The organism is Methylobacterium sp. A49B, assembly GCF_053346215.1.
The window spans coordinates 16,742-38,762 of record NZ_JBKFBO010000152.1; the positions used below are offsets into that span (position 1 = coordinate 16,742).

Genomic DNA, 22,021 nt, shown 5'->3' on the forward strand with positions numbered 1-22,021 from the left:
GGCCTCTACGGCCTGAAGCCCACGTTCCCGCATCTGGCCCGCTCGTCACTCCGCCGCGGCCCGGGACCCGGCACGGCATCAGCCGCCTGCCGAAGATGGAAGGCGCCAAGCGCCGGAATGAGCGCTTGGCCGATGTTGGCATTGGCTGCGTCCACATCGACATCGAAAAGGCCTGGATTGAGCAAGGCAAAGTCCGCCTGTTCGTGGCCATCGACGGCACTTCGAAGCCGGCTCTCGCCAAGCTGGACGCTCAAGCGAACCCTGACCGACAACGGAGTGCAATTCCGCCCTGCCGCGGGCAATCGCTCAAGTCCGATCGTCTGGTACGGCCGGCTTATGCTCGATCGCATCTGCCACGACCACGGCATCGAGCGGCGCTTGACTCAGTCCAACCATCCGTGGACCACCGGTCGGGTCGAGTGAATGAGCCGCACCATCGAGGACGCGGCGGTCAAGCGCTCCCGCAACGACACGCACGAACAACTCCGGGACCGCTTTCAGGTGTTCGTCGACGCCTACGACCACGTCCGTCCGCTCGAGACTCTGCTTGGCCTCACAACCTAAGAGCTTATCGTTCGGACCTCGACGAGAAACCGAGCGCTTCGGGCTCGATCCGTCACCCCACTTCCGAGACCAAGCACTCAAGGGAACGGCGTGGACGCCGGGTTATGGAAACTTTCCAGCGCGACGATGGCGACGTGCAGCCACGCCTCATCGACGACATCGTTCCGGCTTGGATCGGCATTATGACGAATATCGTCCCCTCGCGCGTTTGGAATGCACGCCCACGGTCAATCATCCGAGCTCTGCCGCGATCAGTGAGTGCTCGTCTCGACCGGGCGGAGCTTCATGCGTCGAACCGACCATGCTGGGACAATGGTCCTTGTCACGCGCGCAGGCAAACCGTTCCAGGCCACACTCCTGCACAGAAGGTTCTGGAAGGCGAATGTCGATACGCACACTTCATGACCGTGTCAGGTCGACTGGTAACGCTTCCGAAAATTTTGAATCAGGACGAGAAGGGCAATTCATTGTGGCTTGTCAACAAAGTGATAATTATATCGACGATCATCTCCAGCCAAATTTTCATCCTCTCATAAGCAGCATTCCAGAGGCCTAGGATGGATACCCAGCCAAAAATCAGCATCATAATTACCTGTTTTAATTATGGAAAATATGTAGCGACCGCAATAAACAGCGCGCTGGCTCAAAACGGAGTGAGTTTCGAAATCATAGTCGTAGATGATGGTTCAATCGACGATTCGTGGGAGGTTATCAGCTCCTACGGCAGTAAATTGAACTCCTTTCGAACAGAAAATCGTGGCTCGATACCGGCCTGTCTGTACGGAGTCTCAAAGTCATCTGGCGAATTTCTGATGTTCCTTGATGCGGATGATGTGCTGTATCCTCACGCTGTTTCAAGCATATCTCGTTATTTGACGGATGAAGTTTCTAAAGTTCAATTTGCTCTCGATCCAATAGGGCCTGACGGAAAAATCATAGGGCTATCTTTCCCATCCTTGAATGACTCTGAAGGAAGTGATCAATTCAGACGCGACATCCAGCGCAGGGGCTATTATGTCATACCGCCAACTTCCGGGAATATTTGGAGGAGGTCGTTGTATGAAGGACTTGGTGATATCAGTTACGATTTCGGTATCGATGGGGTCGCCTATTTGCTGGCGCCTTACAGGGGGCAAGTCATTTCAATCAACACGGCTCTTGGGCAGTATCGATTGCATGGTACCAATCTCTCTGGCGCTGGTTCAGTGAATGCCCAGCGGTTAAGACGTGATGCTCATGTCTTTGAGAAAAGATTGAGGCACCTCACAAGTTTGTTGAACCATCACAATCTAGACGGATCGGAGACTGAAATACATTCTCGCTATCTTTATACTCTTCAAAGAGAATTCATGGCCGATGTGTTGGATCAAAAATCAATCTCATTCAGCCAAGTTAGGAGAATTTTGAAGCGGGCGAAGCAAGAGGTCAGCCCTATTCAGTTTATATCAATCCTACTGTTCATCACAAGTCTTTGGACATTGCCGAACAAAATGGCGCGATCGATAATCAATGCCCGCATCAATCCTATGGCTTATCCCTATCTGCGCTCAATAATTCGCCGGACGAAGAGAATTATATCTTAGATGGGGTGCGTTTTGAGTCTTGCAGAAGATCTATATTTTTTGTTCGCGGAAACAACGTAAGCCCTATTCGAGGTTCGATCTAAGCGATCGGGCATCCCCTGAGATACGCTTGTCGAGTAACGACTTGGTGGGCACGCCGCCGAGTTGATCATGTGAGCACACAGGCGCCTGAGCGGAACGGTCCCGGGAAAGTCCCTGAGCATGTGCGCTCGATGGTGCTCATCGCGCTGCCGCACAACGTCCCACATTGTTTTGAACCGTCCTGAGCGCGAGTGTGCCGGCTTTGTGAGACCTTGAAGGGAGGAGCGGAGCCGTGAAGAAGTGCAGGTTCAGCGAAGAGCAGATCGCGTGCGCGGCGAAGCAGGCCGAGACCGGGACATCGGCCGCGGAGGTACTGCCGGGATGGGCATCTCCGGGCAGAGATTCCACCGCGCGAAGGATCTCTGTGGTGGATTGGTTACAGGCGAGCTACGGCGGCTGGAGCAGCGCGAGGACGAGAACCGCAGGTTCAAGCAGCGCGTAGCCGATCTCAGCCGCGACAAAGATGGCCTGCCGGATGTGCTCGCAAAAGAGATCTGACGCCTGCTCGGCGACGCGAGCTTCTGCGCCAGGTTCAGGAGGCCCACGGGGTCAGGGAGTGGCGCGGCCGCGCCGCGCTCGGCATCGGCCAGTCGAGCATCCGCTGCCGTTCGACCAAGCTCGATCAGGCACCGCTGCGGAATAGACAGACTTAGGAATAATATCATATAAACTTAACCGTACCAATTGGGTTTATGGCAAAGCTTAGGATATATGTGTTCAAACCGGCTCGATCTGCCTTAAGCGATTTTGATCTGAAACGGAGGCATGATGAGGATCATCGATCTGCGCACCGCCGGTGGCCAAGCGACCGCAGCTGTCGAAGGCAGCGACGTGTGCATCGTGGGCTCTGGTCCTGCCGGTAGCACCATCGCCCGTGAACTCACACGGAGCGGCCTGCGTGTGACGATGCTGGAGAGCGGCAGTCACGAGCGGCAGTCCGACGCAGACGCGCTCGACGAAGTCGAGAACATCGGACGCGCACGCCTCTCAGTCGATGACCAGTGGCACGTACGCAATCGAATTATCGGCGGTAGTTCGCACACTTGGGGCGGCCGCTGCGCCGCCTTCGACGAAATCGACTTCGAGCACCGCCCTTGGGTGCCAGCTTCCGGCTGGCCCTTCAGGCGCGAAATCCTCGTTCCTTTTCTTGAGCGCAGCGCCGAATACCTTGGGCTGGTCTCCGGCGAGGGCTTCAGTGACGACCGCTTCTGGAGGCTTGCCAATCGCCAAGCGCCGGCCGCACCCGACCCACGGCTATTGCTGCCGTTTTTTTGGCAGTTCAGTCGCGACGGCGAGCATGCCTACCGGTTCGAGTACATGCGGTTTGGACCGCGTATTGACGATCGGCTTGGCCCCAACTTCACGTTGCTGACAAACGCCACCGTGATCCGGATCGATCCGGTCGAATCCGGTAAGGCCGTTTCCTCGGTTATTGTTGCCGCGCCTGACGGACAACGGTTCACGATACCGGCCCGCATAGTTGTGTTGTGTGCGGGCGGCATCGAAAACCCACGCCTGCTCCTCTCATCAGATAGCGTGGTCAAAGGCGGCCTGGGCAACGACCGCGACCTCGTCGGCCGCTATCTCATGGACCATCCCCGCGGCTCAATCGCGTCCTTCCCGGTCGAGAGCTCGAGAGAGGTTGAGCGCCGCTTCGGGCGCTTCACCGTGCGCGGCAACCTGTTCCGGGCCGGCCTGCGGTTGAGCCCGCAATTGCAGCGCGAGGAAGGATTGCTCAACGTCGCGGCCTGGCTCGGAGAGGAAGTCGCACCGGGCGACCCCCTTGAGGCGCTTAAGCGCATCGCCTCGGGACGCGCCAAGTTGAGCGAAGACGTCGGCGTGCTGGCCGCCAGTCCAGGCCTGCTGGTGCGTGGTTTACATCAGTATTTCGTTCAGGCAAACGGCTTTCCCCGCAAGCTCTCGTCCCTGACGCTTGACGCGATGTGCGAGCAGCGGCCGGATCCTGATAGCCGGATTACTTTGTCGGACCGGCGCGACCGTTTCGGCTCGCGGCTGCCCCGCATCGACTGGCGTGTACATCCGGACGAAGAGCGTTCCATGCGCCGCATGGCCGAAGTCGCCCGCGACAGCTTCGCGGCGATGGGACTTCCGGTTCCTGAACTCGAACCTTGGGTGCGGCACCAAGCACCTTTCCCGGACTCGATCACCGACGTCGGCCACCCGACCGGGGCAACGCGGATGGCGGACGATCCGACCATGGGCGTGGTGGACGCAGATCATCAGGTCCACGGCGTCGACGGGCTCTACGTCGCCGGCTCCTCGACCTTTCCCACGGCCGGCCACGCCAATCCAACGCAGATGATCGTGGCAACCTCTCTGCGCTTGGCCGACGGCCTCAAGGCCCGTGTCCGGTCTGCCCGCCCGCCCGCCATTTGCACTTCGCCGGCCGGCGAACAGAACCCAGTACGGGTCTTGCTCACCGGTGCCACCGGGCGCATCGGCCGAGTTGTATTAGCCGATCTCGCTGCGCGGGGTTACCGGGTGCGGGCGACGACGTCCAAGTCCCTACCATTAGACTCACGTGCGCCGGGGCTCGAATGGCGGCACTTCGACCTCATGCGCCAAGATGGCTACGATGCTCTGGTCGAGGGCTGTGATGCTATCCTCCACATTGCTGCCGAGATGCACGACCCTGCTCGCATGCCGCAGGCCAATGTCGAGGCGACTCGGCTGCTCGCCGCAGCGGGCGAGCGGGCTCAGGTGCGCACCTTCGTCTACACCAGCTCAGTCGCCGTTTATGGCAGTGGCCGCGGTCGCATCATGTCTGAGGACGCCCCCGTGCTGACTGCCGATCGGGACGTGCCCAACGAGTACTGGGCCATCGACCAGACCCGAGCCTACGGCCGCACGAAACTCGCTGGCGAGCTCGCGTTGGCCGCCGAGGCACGTCTGACCCGCTACGTGGCGCTGCGCCCGACGGTAGTCGTGGGTCTCCCAGAACTCATTGAAATCCGTGACTGGCCCCGTTCGAAACGCGTCATTGCGGCCCACCGTCACGCGCACCACGTCTACGTGGGCGACGTGTCAGATGCGATCCTGTGGGCGATGGACCGGGGGCTCTCCGGCGTTGGCCCTGCCGGGAGCTTCGAGACTTTTAATGTAGGCGAGGACCATTTCGCGACGCCGACGCACGCCGATTTTATGCTTAAGGCGTATGATGCGACCGGCGACTCACGCTTCAAGGTACCGCCCGTGCCGCCTGCGGTCGATTGGGTTCGCGACTTTGCGCGTTTCCGCCGCCTGCCATTGCGCAACCCGCTGTGGCGTATGCGCTTCCCCGCGAACAAGATTGCCGCAGCTGGCTGGTCTCCGCCATTTGGCATGGCTTGGGCGCATGCCGAGGCGCTGCGCGTCTTGCGCCTTGAGGCGGCTTGCGAAGCGTTACCACAGCAAGGCGCGAAACCTTTTTAGCAAGCACAAGATAACCGGCTCAACAGCCTCCTTCGACGAACCGGCCTTCTGACGAACCCTTAAATGATCGGACTGAGCAAGAGCTCCTGGAAGTTTAAGTACCAACCTCACAATCTTAGCCCAAAGCCAGAAGTTGTCAGCGAATGATTTTCGGAACGATCCTTTTGTAGGTTTTCTTGGTGAGGCGAGAGCATGAAAACTCGCGTATATGCGAATGAGATTCGGATAATTTTCTTAATTCGCGTCATATGCAATTGAAGTTTTACAAATGGTCAATATTCAAACTGGCGGGTCACCTTAATAAACGCTGATCGGTGTTATGTTGTTGTTGGATAGGATCGATCATCTAGTCGATCGATCTCGGTTCTAAGCCAGTTCATTCCTTATGGCCTATTGAAAACTCATCGGCTGATCGTTGCGACGGGTTGGCAATTGCCGAGAACAATATTAATGGACGTGGGTAGATCAAGCGTTGGTGCAGCTGTCTTATCTGTACCGCCATCCAACCTCGTCGAAAGGCCGTTTGTTAACCTAATAGCCGCTGAATGAGCCGACTAAGATGGCGGACTGAATTTTTCCATTAGCTACAAACCGTCTGCTGAGGAGCTTAAAGTCAGTTCCGATGAAAATCATCCATATCCTTAACCATACCAAAAAATCAAATGGGCACGTCCATGCTGCGGTCGACTTGGCATGCGAGCAGGCGCGACTAGATCATGCTGTTCTCATCGCTAGCGCCGGTGGCGACTTTGACGATTTGCTGCAGGACAACAAAGTTGGAACGAGATACCTCGCTCATCGGCGAAAGATACATCTCATTCCATCTGAGATGCTGGCGTTTTATCGGTTGTTGCGAAAGGATCGCCCCGATATTGTGCACGCGCATATGATGACCAGTGCAGTCCTGGCGTGGCCATCCTGCATGATGCTTGGCATCCCTTTAATTACAACTGTACACAACGAGTTCGAACGAAGCTCCATCTTGATGGGACTTGGCAAGAAGGTCATCGCAGTTAGCGAGGCCGTGAAAAAATCGATGTCTCGGCGAGGCATCAAGGAACAGAAGCTTGCGGTCGTGCTGAACGGCACAATCGGTTCCGCTCGATTGAAAAGTGTGGATCGCAAGCAAGTCTGTCTTTCAAAGCCCAATGTCATGTTCGTAGGAGGACTTCATCCTAGAAAAGGCTTGATTGATCTATTCGATGCCTTCGAAATCGTCTATCGATCCAGGCCGGATTGCAAATTATATATTGTTGGAGGCGGCCCTATGATCGACACATACACTAAATATGTGTCCGAGCTGTCGAGCGCAAATTCGGTCGAGTTCCTTGGGACAATCCAGCAGCCAGTTTCCTATTTGGCCGCGGCGGATATCTTCGTTCTTCCCTCCCATGCAGACCCTGCACCGCTCGTGATCTCCGAAGCAAGGGAAGCGGGTTGTGCAGTAATCGCGACCGACGTCGATGGAATTCCGCAGCTGTTGAACGATGGAAAGGCCGGTATTCTTGTGCCCACGCGAAGGCCAGACGCCCTTGCACGGGAGATGTTGCGGTTACTGGACGATCCGCAACAACTGGCGTTCTGGAAAATCCAAAGCCAGAACCAGATACAATATTTGACCATCTCGCGTGTCTGCGCCGAAACGATTGAAGTCTACAAATCAGCTCTGTGACAGACCCGCACGATTATAGTCGACACGAGCTTAAACAGTGCTGCATACGCTGTTTGGCTTTCGTGACGGCATGAAGCAAAGTCGCCGCCCTGACGCGCCGGCGTGGCTGCGCGCAATGCAGACTAGGAGCGCTCAACAGATCGGGCACGGATCGTTTGGCAGGCGCTGGTGGATGTGACACGCCCGCTTCTGCCCGATGATCTCTGGACCTTGAGTGCCCCGCTCCTTCCACCACCCCGGCCCCGTCCGAAGGGCGGACGCCGTCCGGTCGCGAACCGGGCGGCGCTGAGCGGCCTTCTGTTTGTGCTGCGCTCGGGTCTGCACTGGGGAATGCTGCCCGCCGCGATGGGCTGCGGCTGCGGGATGAGTCGCTGGCGGCGCCTGCCTGACAGGCAGGGGGCGAGCGTCTAGGCTCGCCTGCATCCAGGTCATGCTGGAGGGCCTGCACGCGGCGAGTGAGATCGACTGGAGCCGGGTGAACTCGGACACTGCGTCGGTCCCTGCGGGAAAGGGGCTCTGCCACTGGCCCGAAGCGGACGGACCGGGGCAGGCCGGACACGAAGCGACACCTCGTCACCGATGCGCGCGGGACGCCGCTCGGCTTCTGCCTGAGCGGGGTCAATCGGCACGACAGCCCGATGCAGGCCCCGACGCTCGACGCCATCCCGCCCCTACGGAGCGGACGGCGCTGGCGACCGCGCCGACGGCCCGGAAAGCTGCGCACCGAAGGCCTACGATGCCAGGGCAAGGCGCCAGATGTGCAGGGCCCGCGGGATCGTACCGCGTATCGCCCGCGAGGTACCGAGAGCAGCGAGCGGCGCGGGCGTCACCGCTGGGTCGTCGATCCTTCAACAAGCTCAGGATGAGGACATCGACGCGTGGTTCAACCGCTACCGCCGCCTGCTTATCCACTACGAGCAACGCGCCGATATCGACAAAGCCTTCACCAGCCTCGCCGAAAGCCTCATCATCCTCAACTCGCGCAAACGGTTCCGTTGGGCGCTCTAGGTCGCGGACTCATTAAGCTCGCAGCCAGACCCGCACGGCTGCGAGCTTGACGCTGGCGAGGAAGTTGTCGGGATCCTTGTCGTAGCGCGTGGCGACGGCGCGGAAGTGCTTGATCTTGCTGAAGAAGCGCTCGACCAGATTGCGGTACTTGTACAGGAACGGGCTGAAGGCCAACACCTTCTTGCGGTTGGGCATCGGCCTGACGTTCGCCCACGCGCCCTACTCAGCCATCCGAGCGCGTAACGCGTCGCTGTCGTACGCTCGGTCGCCCAGCAGGATCTGGCCCGTGCCCAGACCGCCCAGCATGTCGGCCGCCGCGCGCCCATCTTGCGCTTGACCCGCGGTGATCTTGAGCGCCACCGGACGGCCCTCGGCATCCACCAGCGCGTGGATCTTGCTCGTCAGGCCGCCACGCGAGCGACCCATGCCACCGGATCGGCCATCTTTTTTTGGGTGCAGGCGGCATGCTGGTGAGCCCGCACGCTGGTGGCGTCGATCATCTGCAGGTCGCCGTCGTAAGCCTTTGACACCGCGTCCAGAAGCCGATCCCAGATGCCACGCTTGCGCCAGCGCCGAAAACGGTTGCCGCAGGTCGTATGTGGGCCGTAGCGCGCCGGGATGTCGGCCCAGGGCGCGCCCGTGCGCAGCCGCCAGAAGATCCCGTTAAGCACCCGCCGGTCATCCACGCGCTCCTTGCCGCGCACGTCCGTCGGCAACAGAAGCTCGATCACCGCCCACTCCGCATCCGTCAGATCAAACCGCGCCATCAAGGCCCTCCTGCTCAGAGGGCTAACGACGCCGCGGTCCAACCGTGCCAGCCGTTATGGGTTCGCGACCTAGATCGGTTCACGGAGGAAGCGGTGGCTCCACCAGATCTATAATTTCCTGACGGTTGGGCTCGGATAGGCGATGTTCAACGCCGCCGAGCACTCAGCAGTGCTCAACCCGAAACGTACTCGCAATTGAAAAACTTACGGCCTACGCTAAAAGCCCCCCTGCGGCTCGGACCCATTGGGCAGCCTGCTGGCAACGAGGCACAGCCCTAAACTCGCCTGGATGGTTTTCGCGCTGAGTAGCCGGGATCAGTCAGCAAGCCGCATCACATAAACTCGATCTTGGAAATTTGAGTGTTTAAGCAAAACGTGTCTATGATATGGCTATTTCGTCCACGAGTCATGATCTTGAAAGCATTCTTCGTCTACCTGTAAATTTGCGGATGGATTCGTGAGAAATTCGATGTTTCTGCCAGGATGTTTCTAATGAGTTCCAAACGAGCGCTTAACGGTGCCCTGTTAACAATTTCCTCAAAGATAATTGGAAAGGGAATCGATTTTATCACGTTACTTGTTCTCGCAAGAACGCTCGGACCCAGTGAATTCGGCATCGTTGCGATTGCGATGACGTTGATATCGATAATCGATATGATTACCGATTTCCCAGTTGGTGCTGCCCTCATTTGCATGCCTAACATTTCTAAATCACATTTAGACACTGCCTTTACAATCAATCTAGCAAGGAGTTTTTTGATAGCGTCTGTAACTGCTGCGCTGTCCGTGCCGTTCGCCGCAATTTACGGAATGCCTCAATTGCATGATTTAGTATTGGCACTAAGTTTGTGTTCGGTCGCGCGAGGCATGACAAGTCCTGGCATCGCTTTAACGGTAAAGAATTTGGATTTTAGACCGACATTCATTATCGAAACGTTTGGGAAAGCTATAGGTAGCATAGCTGCCATCACCTGCGCATATATGGGCGCGGGAGTTTGGTCGATTGTCGTAAATACTGTTGTAGCTCCAGCGGCATCCTCAAGCCTGTCATATATTATCGCCCCGTGCTGGCCAAGATTAACTTTTCTGCAGTACAAATATTTTCTTTCATTCTCCGGCTGGCTGAGCCTATCGAAGGCATTTGCCGCATTTAATTGGCAGTATGATAGACTATTGCTAGGTAAATTTGTAGATCACGCGCAGTTTGGCAGATATACTATGGCCAATGACATCGCGGCCCTGCCGGCGCAGAGTCTGATCTTGCCAACAGTAACCCCGATGATGTCAACGTTCGCAAAATCGACTGGCAATCGACCGATACTCACTCAACAATACGAACGATGCTTACGAGCAGTTTCGATGGTCGGGGTCCCCATATTTTTTGGCCTTAGCGTTGCAGCAGACCCCCTAGTTCGAGCACTTCTCGGAGAAAAATGGCTCTCCGTGGTGCCGTTCTTGCAGATAATCGCGATTGAGCCCATTTTTTACTTATTGACTCAGCCATTTCCAGCGCTTGCTGCCGCACTTGGAAAGACAAAGATTTTATTCAATCTGTCTTTCGTCGAATTTATGATGAAATTGCCAGTGATTGCGATCGGCGCTTGGCAGTTTGGCGCTGAGGGAGTCATATTATCAAGGCTGCTGTGTTCATTTGTATTGATGGTAATAACGATGTATTGCTTAAAATCGATGATTGGCTTGAGTCCGTTTACACAGCTGCGCCAATGCGCAATACCATTGACTGCCGGAGCCGCGATGTATTGTGCGGTTGGTCTATTAGGGGGAACTATCGCCGGTGTCTTTGTCAATATATATGTCACCACTGCGGTTGTCGTTTCTGTCGGTGCAATGGCATATTTGCTTGCCCTTCTAATTGCGGGATATAATATTAAATCTCTCGTCGCAGTTTTTAGATGACGTGTAAAATATTCACGAGTAGCTGTTTGCTGACAGGCGCCTCATTGGGTTAAAGCCGGGGCCTGGATATAGTGATGTCATGAAGGCCCTTATCCGTCCTATGTCTTGACCTTCGATCTCGTCGCACCTCGTGGTCGCCAGTGCGCGCCGCTCCTGGTTGCGTGACAAGGTGCGAGCGGTTCTTGCTGAGGCGGAGATCATCACAGCATCAATCTCGTTTGTGGCGCGTCGCCACAGCCGACGCCATCGCTCCTCTGTCGATGTCGACGTGAGGTCAGGGATGAGGGGGCGGCGAGAGGCCAACTTGGCCTCCCTTCGTTCCGCTCGCCCTTCCGGCGCCGGTCGGGCTACCGATGCATGATCATGGTCATCAAGGTCGCGCCATCGAGGTGGAACACATCGGCGACCATGGGCTGTGTGTTGAGGCCGGTGAATATACGGCCTTGGTCCGGGATCTCCACGCGGCGCCGCGGGATCGATGATCCCCGTTCCGTTGGGCTTGCGCCTGTGGCTGAATACTGGCCACCCAGACCCTGGGAAGAGCTTGGGTGGACTTGCCTCGCTGGAGCGGGACCGGCCTTGAGCAAGATCCTTGCGCAATAAAAATTGAGGGCCTTCGGGTTGTATAGGCCAATCGTCGCGGTCGAGCGTGGAGGTGACGCAGCAGCGAAGATCGACCGTGGCGTTTCGACACACATCTATACGGCAGAATATCGCAACCCTGTTGGATTAATAGAGTAATCATCATAATTCGACGCGATGATGCTAAACCGTTAATCTACTTTCTTTCGAGTATATCTGTGAGATGAGTCCAGCTTGCACAAGTGTGTTCCAGTCCTTATAGTCGACAGTTTCACTGAATACAAATCCTTTCTCATAAGCTCGATTGGCTCCAAGTATATATTGACTGTACTCGGCGGTATGCTGCTGACTTGTGATTTCGTTCAAAATTTTCGAGTCAAAATCGCTCAAAAACTTAAAATGGAGCAGCGCTCCATGGTGTGGTCCTCCTTCGATGGAGTCGCCATTGTTAAGCCTTGGCGGCCAAAGTTCATGGGCGCACTTAATGAAGGCATAATGGCTCTTCCAGTATGTCAAAGGCGTCTTATTCAGCGCCGGAGAGTTAGAAATCTCCTCAAAAAATAATCTATTCCGCACACCGCCCTTGATCCAACTGGTCCTTGAAACCGAATCGTAAGTAACCTGATATCCGGAGGCATCAAACTTGTTGCAAATCGTCAATGGATCCTGCCCAGACCTATAAAAATTCTCAGAGGGCAATCGGTCACTATACATATCCAGCATGACGCACTGGACGCTGATTTGATTGCGAGCTGCGAGGTCCTTTGTAAAATCTAAAATTTTACGGGTCTTGTAGCCTTCGAAAACCAAAAATTCGTCTGCGTCAACATGTAGAAGCCATTTATTTGCGCAATATTTTGCCGCGATGTGATTAACCCAGTCCATGCCAAATCTCGCGCTCTTGAATCCGCCTTTGGCTTCAAATAGCGATACATCATGCTCCTGTAATAAGATTTCCCTTGTGCCATCGGTAGAGCAGTTGTCGATTGCCACAAAATGCTGAAATCCTAAGTTTCTATAATATTGCAGAAAGAACGGTATCCGCGATTGCTCATTCTTGACAATCATCAAAACAACATGGGTCGTCTGGCTCAATTCCGGTCGAAGTTTGATGCACGCCAAGTCTCTTGATTTCGCAGTGCGGCGGATCCATGCGACAATCCCGTTAATAAAGTAAGATTTAAGATATCTCGCAATTTTCATCTCAGAGGCCATTCCTGCATCTTTGTCGACTGAGCAGATCGACATGGTTGATCTATATCAAATGTCCAGCGAGTCAATTGCGACTTCAGAATCTGATTATAATTGCATGACTCAGTCTGCCGCAAGCCTCGATCAAATTCATCTCGCAAAATCTAGGAGGCGTAATTTGCACAGATATTCTACGGTCATCTTCACGGGAAACGGTTCGTAGCACAAAATCGGGAACGGTGGTGCGGACCCTGCGCTCTCCGCACCACGCCGGCCAAGCTCAACGCGCGCATCAGCCGGGCCACCGTGCAGCGCGCGACCCGGATCCCCGCGCGAGCGTGCCGCCGCCAGACCGTCCGGACGCCGTAGATGCCGAAGTTGACCGCGTGCACGCGCCGGACCTCGACCATCAGTGCCGCGGCACGCTTGGCCCGGGCGGCAGCTTGCCGGGTCGGTCCGCCGCGCAGTCTAGGCGCGGTACGTTGACGGGATGATCGGCAGGACCCTTGAGATCGCCCCGTCAACGTTCAGGGCGCGGTGATCGTTGATGAATGTGATCACGACCGGAACCGGCAGTCGAGTTCCACCTGCGCAGGATACGTCGATCCTTTCCTCCGGATCTCGTTGGCCGGCCGGAGTTCGCGGTTTTCCCGCTCCAGAGCCTTGATCCGCTCGCACTCGTCCGTGGTCGAGCCGACCCCGACGCCCCGGCCGCGTTCGGCCTGGCGCGCCGAATTGCGCAGCGTCTCGCCCAAGCAACCGATCTTGGCCGCGATTGACTGGATCGCAGCCCATTGCGAACTGGACTCGCCCTCGTGCTCCCGAACCGGCCGGACTGCCCGCTCGCAAGCCTCAGGTATAAAGGCGGAGTGTGTTTCGTCATAGCTCCAGCTTTCCAAGAGCTGGAGCCTCCGAAAACCTCGGGGCGGTTCAGTCCGTTGCTCGACCAGCCGCCATGCGTGCCCAAGAGCGTTGTCGGCGACGGCGACGGCGACTCCACCAGTCACGCCGTCCGCGAGCACATGTTAAACATGGGTGCGCGCCCCGCGATCCTGCTCAAGCGCACGAGGCCCCGGCCGCGCGTTCAACTTCAGCCCTCGGCGTATGCTGGCTTCCTTGGTATTGGCTGATCCTCTCAATCAGCCAAGTCCGGAGCTACCGGGCAGATCACGTCCGTCTCGTCCGTGCTCTGTCGCGGCTGTACCACAATCGAACGGACGTCCGGGCAGGGTTGCGGATACCTGTCGCAACGCCGCCTGTTGCGATTGGTTCGCGGGCAAATACCTCGCTGCCGTCTGCTTCGCGGCGACTGTTTGCAACTGGGAGTGAGTCCAGACGGTAGATCGGGAGTTTACACTGTAGGCCTCCGGAATTAATGGACACGCAATGGGAATCTCCTGACTTGATGGGCGCTGAATTCATGTCGGCAGCAATGAAAGATGTCGGGTCATCTATTCTTGAATATCCTGTTGAATTTAATGGAAATTTTGGCTGGTTCAGTGCTGGTGTCAGCGATCGCGCTGTGATTTTGTGCGGAACTTTGGGATTCGAACAACTTTCAGCTCATCGAGCATGGCGAGAATTAGCAGCGCAGATCGCGGGTGCTGGATGTGCAGTTCTGCGTTTCGATTACCCAGGAGAAGGCGATTCGCTCGACATCGATCCCCGGCGCCTGGATAATTTTACCAACGCGATTATTCAAGCAGTCATGTTTCTTCGCACTGAAGCTGAAGCGAAGGAGATCGTACTGGTTGGACTTCGACTAGGCGCGACTCTCGCGGCTTTGGTTGCAGCCAATTGCAACGTTGACGGACTTGCCCTTCTCGCGCCTTTCACAAGCGGTCGAGCTTATTTGCGAGAAATGAGATTACGAGCGACTACGATCGATCATCTCCCAGATGGTACGCCAATCCCTCAGAAAGCTGACGAATTGCTGCTTGGCAGTTTTCGTTTACACAGTTCTCTGATTATTGATATTTCAAAAATTGATTTGTTTGCTGATATACGAGCGCCGGCTCCCAGAGTGCTTATCATCGGCAGCGACACCAAACGCCTCGCACAGCGATACAAGGATCTTGGCTGTGAAGTGTCGACAGAATTATTTCCAGAACTTGCCAATCTTCTTGTCAGTGACATGTTTTCGGAAACGCCGACCGAAGCATTTAAAAATGTTACGAATTTTGTTATTCACCAAGCAAAGTTATCGACGGAGGCGCGACGAACGCCCTCACCGGCAAGCCAGATCAATGGTCCGGGCTGGAGCGAAAGGCCGAGACAATTCGGTCACGGCATGTTCGGCGTTTTGTGCCGGCCGGAACACAGTGCGATCGACACTCCAATAATCTTGTTTATTGGCTCAGGTCGAAACCCACACTCGGGCAGAGGACGGCAGATTGTAGCCCTATCCCGCAAGTTAGCGCAATCCGGCGTATCGTCCTTCCGATTTGATCTCTTAGGTATCGGAGACAGTGTGGAAAGAAGTGATGGTTCATCGCCCCTATACTCGCTGGACGCTGTCAATGACGTACGTGTCGTCATTGATCATTTGCAAGCGTCAACTCAAAATCCGGTCATGGTCGTCGGATTTTGTAGCGGAGCGTTTCTCGCGTTTCACGCTATATGTCGAGATGAGCGGATCTCAGCGGCAGTTCTCGTAAACTTATTTTGCTTTGATTGGAATCCCTCGTATGATCTTGAAACTATGATGCGTAACCCGAATTGGGGCTTGGCGAGCTATGCAGCACAGGCCAAGAGCCGTGCATCATGGTCTCGCCTCTTTCGTGATCCCAAAAGAATTTTGAGGATATTGATGAAGCTATCGCGCCTTGCAGGTCGAGTTTCCAAAAGGAGCGTAAAAAATATATTCCAGAAAGTCAATTTTCAAGATACTGTAAGTGGCCGGATCGATAATGTCCGCAAACGCGGCGCGTCTCTTGCCTTCATTTTCAGCGAAAACGAGCCAGGCATGTTGGAGGTTTATAAAAATTTGGGACATGATAAGAAGAAGGTCGAAGATATTATTGGAGGTCCCATTGTCGTGATTGATAAGGCGGACCATAATCTCGCCAATGAAGGAGTGTTTGATGAATTTGGCCTGGCGTTGAGAGGCATCATTCAAAATGAAAACGCCAAGTTAGCTGCACATAATCGACGTGAGCATTTTGGCGTGGTGTCGAAGATCTGATAGGACTTGTACGATGAGGATACGAAATAAATTGCCGTGATGCGGTCAGCCCGCAGCTTTCCGGTTTGGGGTTAGACGCGGGCTCGTTCCGCTTGGTTTTGGCTGATGAGGGCGCGGGCGTGGATGCAGGGGCGTAGCTGTCCTGTGCTGGTCACAATTTGGGCGGCGATCGACGCGAGCCAAGCGGGCCAGGCCGTCCTCATCCCAAGCCTGTCGATAGATCGACGATCTAGCCGCGGCGTCGCGGGCGCTCGCTGTTCTCGATCCCGCGGCAGACGAGGCTCAGCGTGATGCTGCGTGGCCGGAACCTGTCCATGTCCTGATGGCCTGTGTAGTATGAGCTGTGACGTGCAAGGGCAGTCGGTAGGCTCAAAGGCTGCGTGATCCGTCCATGAACACCAACGGCACGCTGTGGTGTGCCGGGAGGCCTCCGAACCCACGCCCGGCACGGGTCGTCCCTCAGGCGGCGAAGCGGTGGTAAGCGATCTCGATCCTTGTCGATGGGCGGCGTCGTGAAGGATGTTCGCACTGCCTGCATGGGAGAGCCATCGGCAGACCGACCTTCGACACGCGTTGAAAACGCCACCCGCACGAAGGTCTCCCGGTCGATGTCCAGCAGACTCATCACGCTCAGCCCGCCCGGTTTGTCGTGACGGCCGCTTGGCATTCGGTACGACGTCCGGAAATTTGTCGGATAACGTGGTATTGCCCGTAGATGGATGAGGCGTCTGGCGGTTGAGAGAGTGAGAGGGAGAAGCGACCGTGCTCTAGATTAACCTCGAAAAGAGCCTTCGTCGGTCGCTGCACCTATGCGCTGAGACAACTTAGAATTAGCGGAACTCCCGAATGAAATCGCGTTTCCGAAGAGCGATCCTGATGATGTTCCCGGCCGCAGTGCTGAGCGTCGTTTCTGTCCTTGCAGCGTGTAATCAGCTTCAGGCAGGGGACGGATCACTTCAGATTTGCCGTTACAAAAAAGTCTGGGGTGACGATTTTAATGATTTAAGCGTATCTAAGTCCAACAACGAACGAGCGCGGTGGTCCGCACACACCCCCTGGAATGGCGATTTCGGCGATGCAAAGTTTCTGGATCCTATAGACTTTTACTCAGACCCCGAAAGGAACGTGCCGTTCTTCGTGAAAAATGGCATATTGACTATTAGGGCCAGGAAGCACGAGAACGGCAAGTGGACGTCGGGCTTGCTGTCTTCCGCTGACCCGACGACGGCCGGTTTCGCACAGACATACGGTTACTTCGAGGCACGTATGAAGTTGCCTCCCGGTCCAGGAGTTTGGCCGGCGTTCTGGCTTGCATCCAATTCACGGAAGGACGACAAGACTCCGAGCGTCGAGATCGATGTCATAGAGTATTATGGACACATTCCGGATGCCTTCAATTCTGTTCTGCATGTTTGGAATAAGATCAATCCCGAAGAAAATCGAGGCGAAGCAATTACCACTAAGGTGCCAAGCGGTAGTTTGAGCGAGACTTTTCACACCTATGGCGTCGAAGTGACAAAGGAATGGATCATATTCTATTTAGACCGGCGCGAGATCGGCAGAAAGCCAACTCCGCACGAGCACACGAAGCCACTGATGATGCTTGTCAATCTTGCTCTCGGCTCAGGTTGGCCTATCGACAAAACGCGGAATCCTTCAGATTTGCTTGTTGATTATGTCCATGCCTATGCGCCCGATTTGCCTAAGCGCGATCTGATCTGCAAGGAATGAGCTAAAATGACATTCCTCTAGAACCGGCCAGCCCTCGTCATCCCATTTCAAGCTCCAAGATCGGGGCCGGCATGTCATTGCCACGTTGTCGATCTGTAAGTATTTTGTATCAACCCAGGGAAGAGATTTCTATTGACAGCATGCAAATATTGATAAATTTCGAAGTTGGCATTTTCTGCCATACGGATCGAATCAAGGGTCAGTAACGGCATCTGAGATTTTCAGTGTGGATGGAAGCATTTTGATTGTAAGAGCAGATGGCAGAGTCGACTAAATTTAGAATACTTGGCTTTAACGGGCTACGCGCTTTGTGCGTAATAGCCGTATTCCTATCGCACAAGTGCAATCTTGAATTTTATGCCGCGCCCTTGGGGGTATGGACTTTCCTAGTAATCTCAGGATTTCTCATCATTGGTGAGTTGCACGGGGCGCGCCTTGATGTGGAGGCTGCTCGTTACGGGGTCGGCACGGCACTGCGCATCTTCGCCACTAAGCGAGCGCTACGCATCTTTCCAGCCTACTATGGATTGCTGGCTCTCCTCTTTCTTGTACGAAGGCTATATGACCCTATGGGGAATGGCCTCGATTTTGTTTGGCACGCGGTCTATTTGTCGAACTATTTCTCAGCATTCGTCAGTCCCAATTTAGGCAGTCCTTTCGGAGTCCTATGGACGCTGTCGGTCGAACAGCAGTTCTATGTGCTTGCCCCGATCGCCTTCGTGCTGTGCCCGGCGGTCTGGCATGCACGCATCTGTATCTGCGTGGTGATCGTTGCCGCAGCAGGGCACCTGTTGATGCAACATCACGGCGTGTCAGCGCGGAATATCTACCTGACAAGTCCTTGGAACTTCGCGCTGATCGCATTGGGAGGAGCGGCTGGCATTCTCATGCGCGCGGAGCGATACCGCGCGCCCTTACGCAGGACACTTCCGCTCCTCATCGCGGTGACCGTCATCGCAACTTACAGCGCGAGCTGGCTTGCCGCCCGTGTGCCCGATCCCATTGGCGGAATGTCAACTTTCACAGTCAGCATTGCGCTAGCATTGCTTGTTGCATGGATACGTTGTAATCAAGAAAGTTTAGCGGTCCGGTTACTTGAGTGGCCGCCGCTTGAATATCTTGGGGTTATCAGTTACGGGTTCTATCTCATTCATAACTTCATACCGAGCCGATCAATTCCAGGCTATATTGGTCTTGCGAACTATCCAATCTTGGGCTGGTTCATTGGTGCCTTAATCAGCTTTGCAATTAGCGTTGCTCTCGCACATATTTCCTGGCGCTTCTATGAGAGGCCTATCCTTGGACTCCGCGCACGGCTGCTACCTAAACGCGTGGAGCTACCTAAGGTCAAGATTGGAGCTGCTGGTTCACCGACCTGAGGTTAAGGTCACCTCCGTCATTCGCGGGGATCCGTATGTTGATCCTCCCTCGGCATCGCGGACACCTTTGATACGCTCATGCTGAGCGGGGAAGGTGTCGAATGGCGAAGACGAGACGAGAGTTCACACACGAGTCCAAACGCGAGGCGACCGCCTTGCTGGAGAGCAGCAGCCGGCCGCCGATGCAGGTCGCGGCCGAGCTTGGGATCCGGCACTCGATGCTGAGGCAATGGCATGACACGCTGAACGGGCCTTCATCTGGACCGCAGTCTGCTGGATTGACGGGCGCCTTGCTACCAAGCCCAGTGGCGTCCCCTTCCAATCAGGTTGCCGACATCGTCCGACTGCGGCAGGGGCTCGAACGCCCGCGTATGCAGCGCGACGGATCAAAAAAGCGATCGGCAACTTCGCGGAGCTGCCCAAGTGACCTTCGCCTTGAAGGAGCAGCATGCGCGGACCCGGCCGGTGCGTCTCATGTGCCGCGTGCTCGGGGCCTCGCCCAGCGGCTTCCACGGATGGCGCTCACGGCTTGAGAGCGCCCGCTCGGCCTCCGATCGCCAACCCCTGGACGACGTCCGGCGCGTCCATGCCGCCTGCCACCGACGCCAAGGTGCCGCACGCGTGCATGCCGCCCTCCGGGCTGAGGGCCGGTTCGTCCGCCGCGGGCGGTGGAGCGTCACATGCGCCGGCAAGACATTCGTGCCCTGGCGGGTCGTCGGTTCCGGCGCTGTACGACCGACAGCCGTCACGATCTCCCGATCGCGCCCAATCTCGTCAAGCAGGATTTCTCGGCTGCGCGACCCGACACGGCTTGGTTTGCCGAACCGAAGGATCGCGGAGCGACATCGCCAACCTGCCGACCGACACGGGCTGGCGGTACCTGGCCGCCGTCCTCGAACTGGCCGCGCGCAAGATCGTCGGCTGGTCGATGCGCGATCACATGCGCGCCGAGCTGAGGGGCGGCGGCATTGATGATGGCCGCCAAGCGGCAGCGGCCGGCCGCCGGGCTCATCGGCCACTTGTATCGCGGCAGCCAGGACGCAACCGAGGCCTACCGGAGACAGCTCGCCGGTATGGGGGCGAAGCCGTCCATGAGCCGCACGGCTTGGGCCTCACGACAACGCCCCGATAGAGAGCTTCTTCCACACGCTCGAGGTCGAGTTCGTCCATCAGCGACGATGGGTAACCCGGGATGAAGCGCGGCGCGATCTGCCCGCTTACATCGCGGGCTACCACGCTCGGCACCGCATCCACTCGGCACTCGGCGATCTTACGCCCGAGCACGCCGAGAGGACTGCGAAATGATCTCCCTGTGTCCGCGATGCTGAGGGAGGCTCAAGATTGCGCTCATGCCGCGCAGCGATCTGATGCTCAAGGCAGGGTGTCACAGTATCGGACCGGGATCCGTAACGCGGGCGCGAACAGGCTCCTTTCGGCGACGCGGCCGGCATGGTCGATGCCGTACAGGTCAAGAAGGGTATTGATGACGCTGTCCGTCTGGTAGGGCCGCGTTAGATTCTCCCGAAGGTCCTCAACCTTGGCGCCGAGGCGGTTGCGCAGCGCCGGCGAGATCCACATTGTGAATGGAATCTCGTAGACTTGGCGTGGGGCGGGGCCATCAATGTGGGAGTGGAAGTCCGAGACCTCGCCGAGCGCCTCGCCATGGTCGGAGAGAAAGGTGACGCTTGCGTTCTCGCCGGTCTCGCGAGCGGCATCTATGATCTGTGCGACCACATGATCCGTGTAGAGCACGGCGTTGTCATAGGCGTTGTAGCGGTCGATTTCGATTCCCTGTAGGCGCCGTGGCGTAGAAGGAAGCGACACGTTGGTAAATCGTGCAAACGCTGGCGCATATCGGAGGCTGTATTCGGCGTGCGCGCCGAGTAGGTGAACAATTACGAATTTCAGGGGCGCTGGGTCGGCGAGGGCCATTGTGAGGGGAGCGAGAAGCTGTTCGTCGAGGCTGACGCCCGCGCCCCAGCCGACGCGGTTCACGAAGACACGTGTGTCAGCCGGTCCCGACAGGATCGCAGACCAGTTGTCCCATCTGCCGTAGAGTTGCTGGTTCGAAAGCCACCACGTGCGGAAACCGGCGGCCTTCAGGATCTGGAGCAGACTCGGTTTCTCGAAGAGCGGCGCAAGATCCTCGCGAGATGCGAAGGTGAGCAATTCCTGCAGTGCCGGAACCGTCTGGCCGCGGGACGAACAGACGTCCTCAGCGACATAGAGTTCCGGCGCGAGCCGACGCAGGTTGGGTGTCGTGTCACGCTCGTAACCATAGAGGGACATGTGGCGGCGCGTGGTGGATTCCCCGATGATGAGGATGTGGGTCGCCGCCCGCTCTGTTGGTCGGGTGACATCGCCGACACTATTCTTCTCAAGGGCGGCCTGCATGCGCTCGGCCGCGGCGCGGTAGAGCAGGTTGTTGGTAACCGAGCGCGGCAGGAAGAAGCCTGGATTGAAATACGAGATGCCGCGATGCCAAGCGCCGACCGGCAGCATCAGGCCGGCAAGCGCAACCGCAGCGAGCCCAATTCGCCGCGACGGCCTCGGGACTGATCGTGGCGTCGTTAGGGCGAGCGCAAGTGCGGCGAGAACCGCCGCCAGGAGGGCCAGAAGCACACGACGCCAGTCCGTCGCCCAGTTTAGAAATTCAAGGGCCTCCTGCGGATTGGTATCGAGAAGCGCGCTGATCGACGGATCGCCGATGAGCTGTCCGTAGAGTAGGAAGTGGTATGTGTAAGCGAATAGGTAGAGGCTCAAAAAAAGGCATAGTAAGCTGTAAAGTATGCGGAAGATAGTCCGCCCAAGGAAGTGCACGCCGGCTGTTAAAAGCGCTGTAAAGAAGACGAGATTGAAAAGGGCAATGCCCAAGAGAGCGAGGGTGGTGAAAGCCATCGCGGTGCCGGTTGCAGCTGTGAGAACGGCCG

Annotated in this window: 10 protein-coding genes and 5 pseudogenes; 11 read left to right on the forward strand and 4 right to left on the reverse strand. The window is 56.5% G+C overall.

The features are described 5' to 3' along the window. The first annotated feature begins 423 nt into the window (after positions 1-423). The 6 genes and pseudogenes from ACLBX9_RS32230 to ACLBX9_RS32255 all read left to right on the forward strand — a co-directional run bounded on the left by ACLBX9_RS32230 (position 424) and on the right by ACLBX9_RS32255 (position 8,340). The gene (locus ACLBX9_RS32230) at positions 424-564 is read left to right on the forward strand and encodes a hypothetical protein (protein WP_158169119.1); all 141 of its coding nucleotides are present in this window, start codon (positions 424-426) and stop codon (positions 562-564) included. A gap of 557 nt (positions 565-1,121) precedes the next feature. Then, positions 1,122-2,147: a glycosyltransferase family 2 protein gene (locus ACLBX9_RS32235; RefSeq protein WP_447721756.1), complete on the forward strand. Its 1,026-nt coding sequence runs from the start codon at positions 1,122-1,124 to the stop codon at positions 2,145-2,147. A gap of 313 nt (positions 2,148-2,460) precedes the next feature. After that, positions 2,461-2,872 (forward strand): annotated as a pseudogene (locus ACLBX9_RS32240) (transposase); the annotation flags it as partial. Between the two features lie 121 nt (positions 2,873-2,993). Further along, positions 2,994-5,660, forward strand: a complete 2,667-nt coding sequence (locus ACLBX9_RS32245; protein WP_447721757.1) for a GMC oxidoreductase — start codon at positions 2,994-2,996, stop codon at positions 5,658-5,660. Between the two features lie 622 nt (positions 5,661-6,282). Then, positions 6,283-7,332, forward strand: a complete 1,050-nt coding sequence (locus tag ACLBX9_RS32250) for a glycosyltransferase family 4 protein (RefSeq protein ID WP_447721758.1) — start codon at positions 6,283-6,285, stop codon at positions 7,330-7,332. Between the two features lie 174 nt (positions 7,333-7,506). Beyond that, a pseudogene (locus ACLBX9_RS32255) lies at positions 7,507-8,340 on the forward strand (IS5 family transposase). 12 nt (positions 8,341-8,352) lie between these two features. Here the strand turns inward: ACLBX9_RS32255 and ACLBX9_RS32260 are convergent. Then, positions 8,353-9,107, reverse strand: a pseudogene (locus ACLBX9_RS32260) (IS5 family transposase). Positions 9,108-9,599: 492 nt separating this feature from the next. Here ACLBX9_RS32260 and ACLBX9_RS32265 point away from each other — a divergent pair. Further along, entirely contained in the window at positions 9,600-11,024 is a 1,425-nt protein-coding gene (locus tag ACLBX9_RS32265) for a lipopolysaccharide biosynthesis protein (RefSeq protein WP_447721759.1), read from the forward strand. Between the two features lie 765 nt (positions 11,025-11,789). Here the strand turns inward: ACLBX9_RS32265 and ACLBX9_RS32270 are convergent. After that, positions 11,790-12,821: a glycosyltransferase family 2 protein gene (locus ACLBX9_RS32270; RefSeq protein ID WP_447721760.1), complete on the reverse strand. Its 1,032-nt coding sequence runs from the start codon at positions 12,819-12,821 to the stop codon at positions 11,790-11,792. A 205-nt stretch (positions 12,822-13,026) separates the two neighbouring features. Then, positions 13,027-13,680, reverse strand: a pseudogene (locus ACLBX9_RS32275) (IS3 family transposase); the annotation flags it as partial. 522 nt (positions 13,681-14,202) lie between these two features. Here ACLBX9_RS32275 and ACLBX9_RS32280 point away from each other — a divergent pair. The 4 genes and pseudogenes from ACLBX9_RS32280 (at position 14,203) to ACLBX9_RS32295 (ending at position 20,396) form a co-directional block, all read left to right on the forward strand. After that, a complete protein-coding gene (locus ACLBX9_RS32280) occupies positions 14,203-15,981 on the forward strand; it encodes an alpha/beta fold hydrolase (RefSeq protein ID WP_447721761.1) in 1,779 nt (592 codons plus the stop codon). Positions 15,982-16,827: 846 nt separating this feature from the next. Beyond that, positions 16,828-17,712, forward strand: coding sequence for a glycoside hydrolase family 16 protein (locus tag ACLBX9_RS32285; protein WP_447721762.1), 885 nt, complete (start codon positions 16,828-16,830; stop codon positions 17,710-17,712). A gap of 257 nt (positions 17,713-17,969) precedes the next feature. Beyond that, positions 17,970-19,091, forward strand: coding sequence for an acyltransferase family protein (locus ACLBX9_RS32290; RefSeq protein WP_447721763.1), 1,122 nt, complete (start codon positions 17,970-17,972; stop codon positions 19,089-19,091). A gap of 101 nt (positions 19,092-19,192) precedes the next feature. Beyond that, positions 19,193-20,396: pseudogene (locus ACLBX9_RS32295) on the forward strand (IS3 family transposase). A gap of 66 nt (positions 20,397-20,462) precedes the next feature. On the opposite strand, the gene ACLBX9_RS32300 reads toward ACLBX9_RS32295, so the two are convergent. Then, positions 20,463-21,989 carry a phosphoethanolamine transferase gene (locus ACLBX9_RS32300; protein ID WP_447721764.1) on the reverse strand — a complete coding sequence of 509 codons (1,527 nt, stop codon included), beginning with the start codon at positions 21,987-21,989 and terminating at the stop codon, positions 20,463-20,465. Between the last annotated feature and the right edge of the window lie 32 nt (positions 21,990-22,021).

Excerpts from the sequence above, each read along its gene's own strand:
- ACLBX9_RS32230 (WP_158169119.1), top strand. The coding sequence starts at position 424 with ATGAGCCGCACCATCGAGGACGCGGCGGTCAAGCGCTCCCGCAACGAC.
- ACLBX9_RS32235 (WP_447721756.1), top strand. The coding sequence starts at position 1,122 with ATGGATACCCAGCCAAAAATCAGCATCATAATTACCTGTTTTAATTAT.
- ACLBX9_RS32245 (WP_447721757.1), top strand. The coding sequence starts at position 2,994 with ATGATGAGGATCATCGATCTGCGCACCGCCGGTGGCCAAGCGACCGCA.
- ACLBX9_RS32250 (WP_447721758.1), top strand. The coding sequence starts at position 6,283 with ATGAAAATCATCCATATCCTTAACCATACCAAAAAATCAAATGGGCAC.
- ACLBX9_RS32265 (WP_447721759.1), top strand. The coding sequence starts at position 9,600 with ATGAGTTCCAAACGAGCGCTTAACGGTGCCCTGTTAACAATTTCCTCA.
- ACLBX9_RS32270 (WP_447721760.1), bottom strand. The coding sequence starts at position 12,821 with ATGGCCTCTGAGATGAAAATTGCGAGATATCTTAAATCTTACTTTATT.
- ACLBX9_RS32280 (WP_447721761.1), top strand. The coding sequence starts at position 14,203 with ATGGGCGCTGAATTCATGTCGGCAGCAATGAAAGATGTCGGGTCATCT.
- ACLBX9_RS32285 (WP_447721762.1), top strand. The coding sequence starts at position 16,828 with ATGAAATCGCGTTTCCGAAGAGCGATCCTGATGATGTTCCCGGCCGCA.
- ACLBX9_RS32290 (WP_447721763.1), top strand. The coding sequence starts at position 17,970 with ATGGCAGAGTCGACTAAATTTAGAATACTTGGCTTTAACGGGCTACGC.
- ACLBX9_RS32300 (WP_447721764.1), bottom strand. The coding sequence starts at position 21,989 with ATGGCTTTCACCACCCTCGCTCTCTTGGGCATTGCCCTTTTCAATCTC.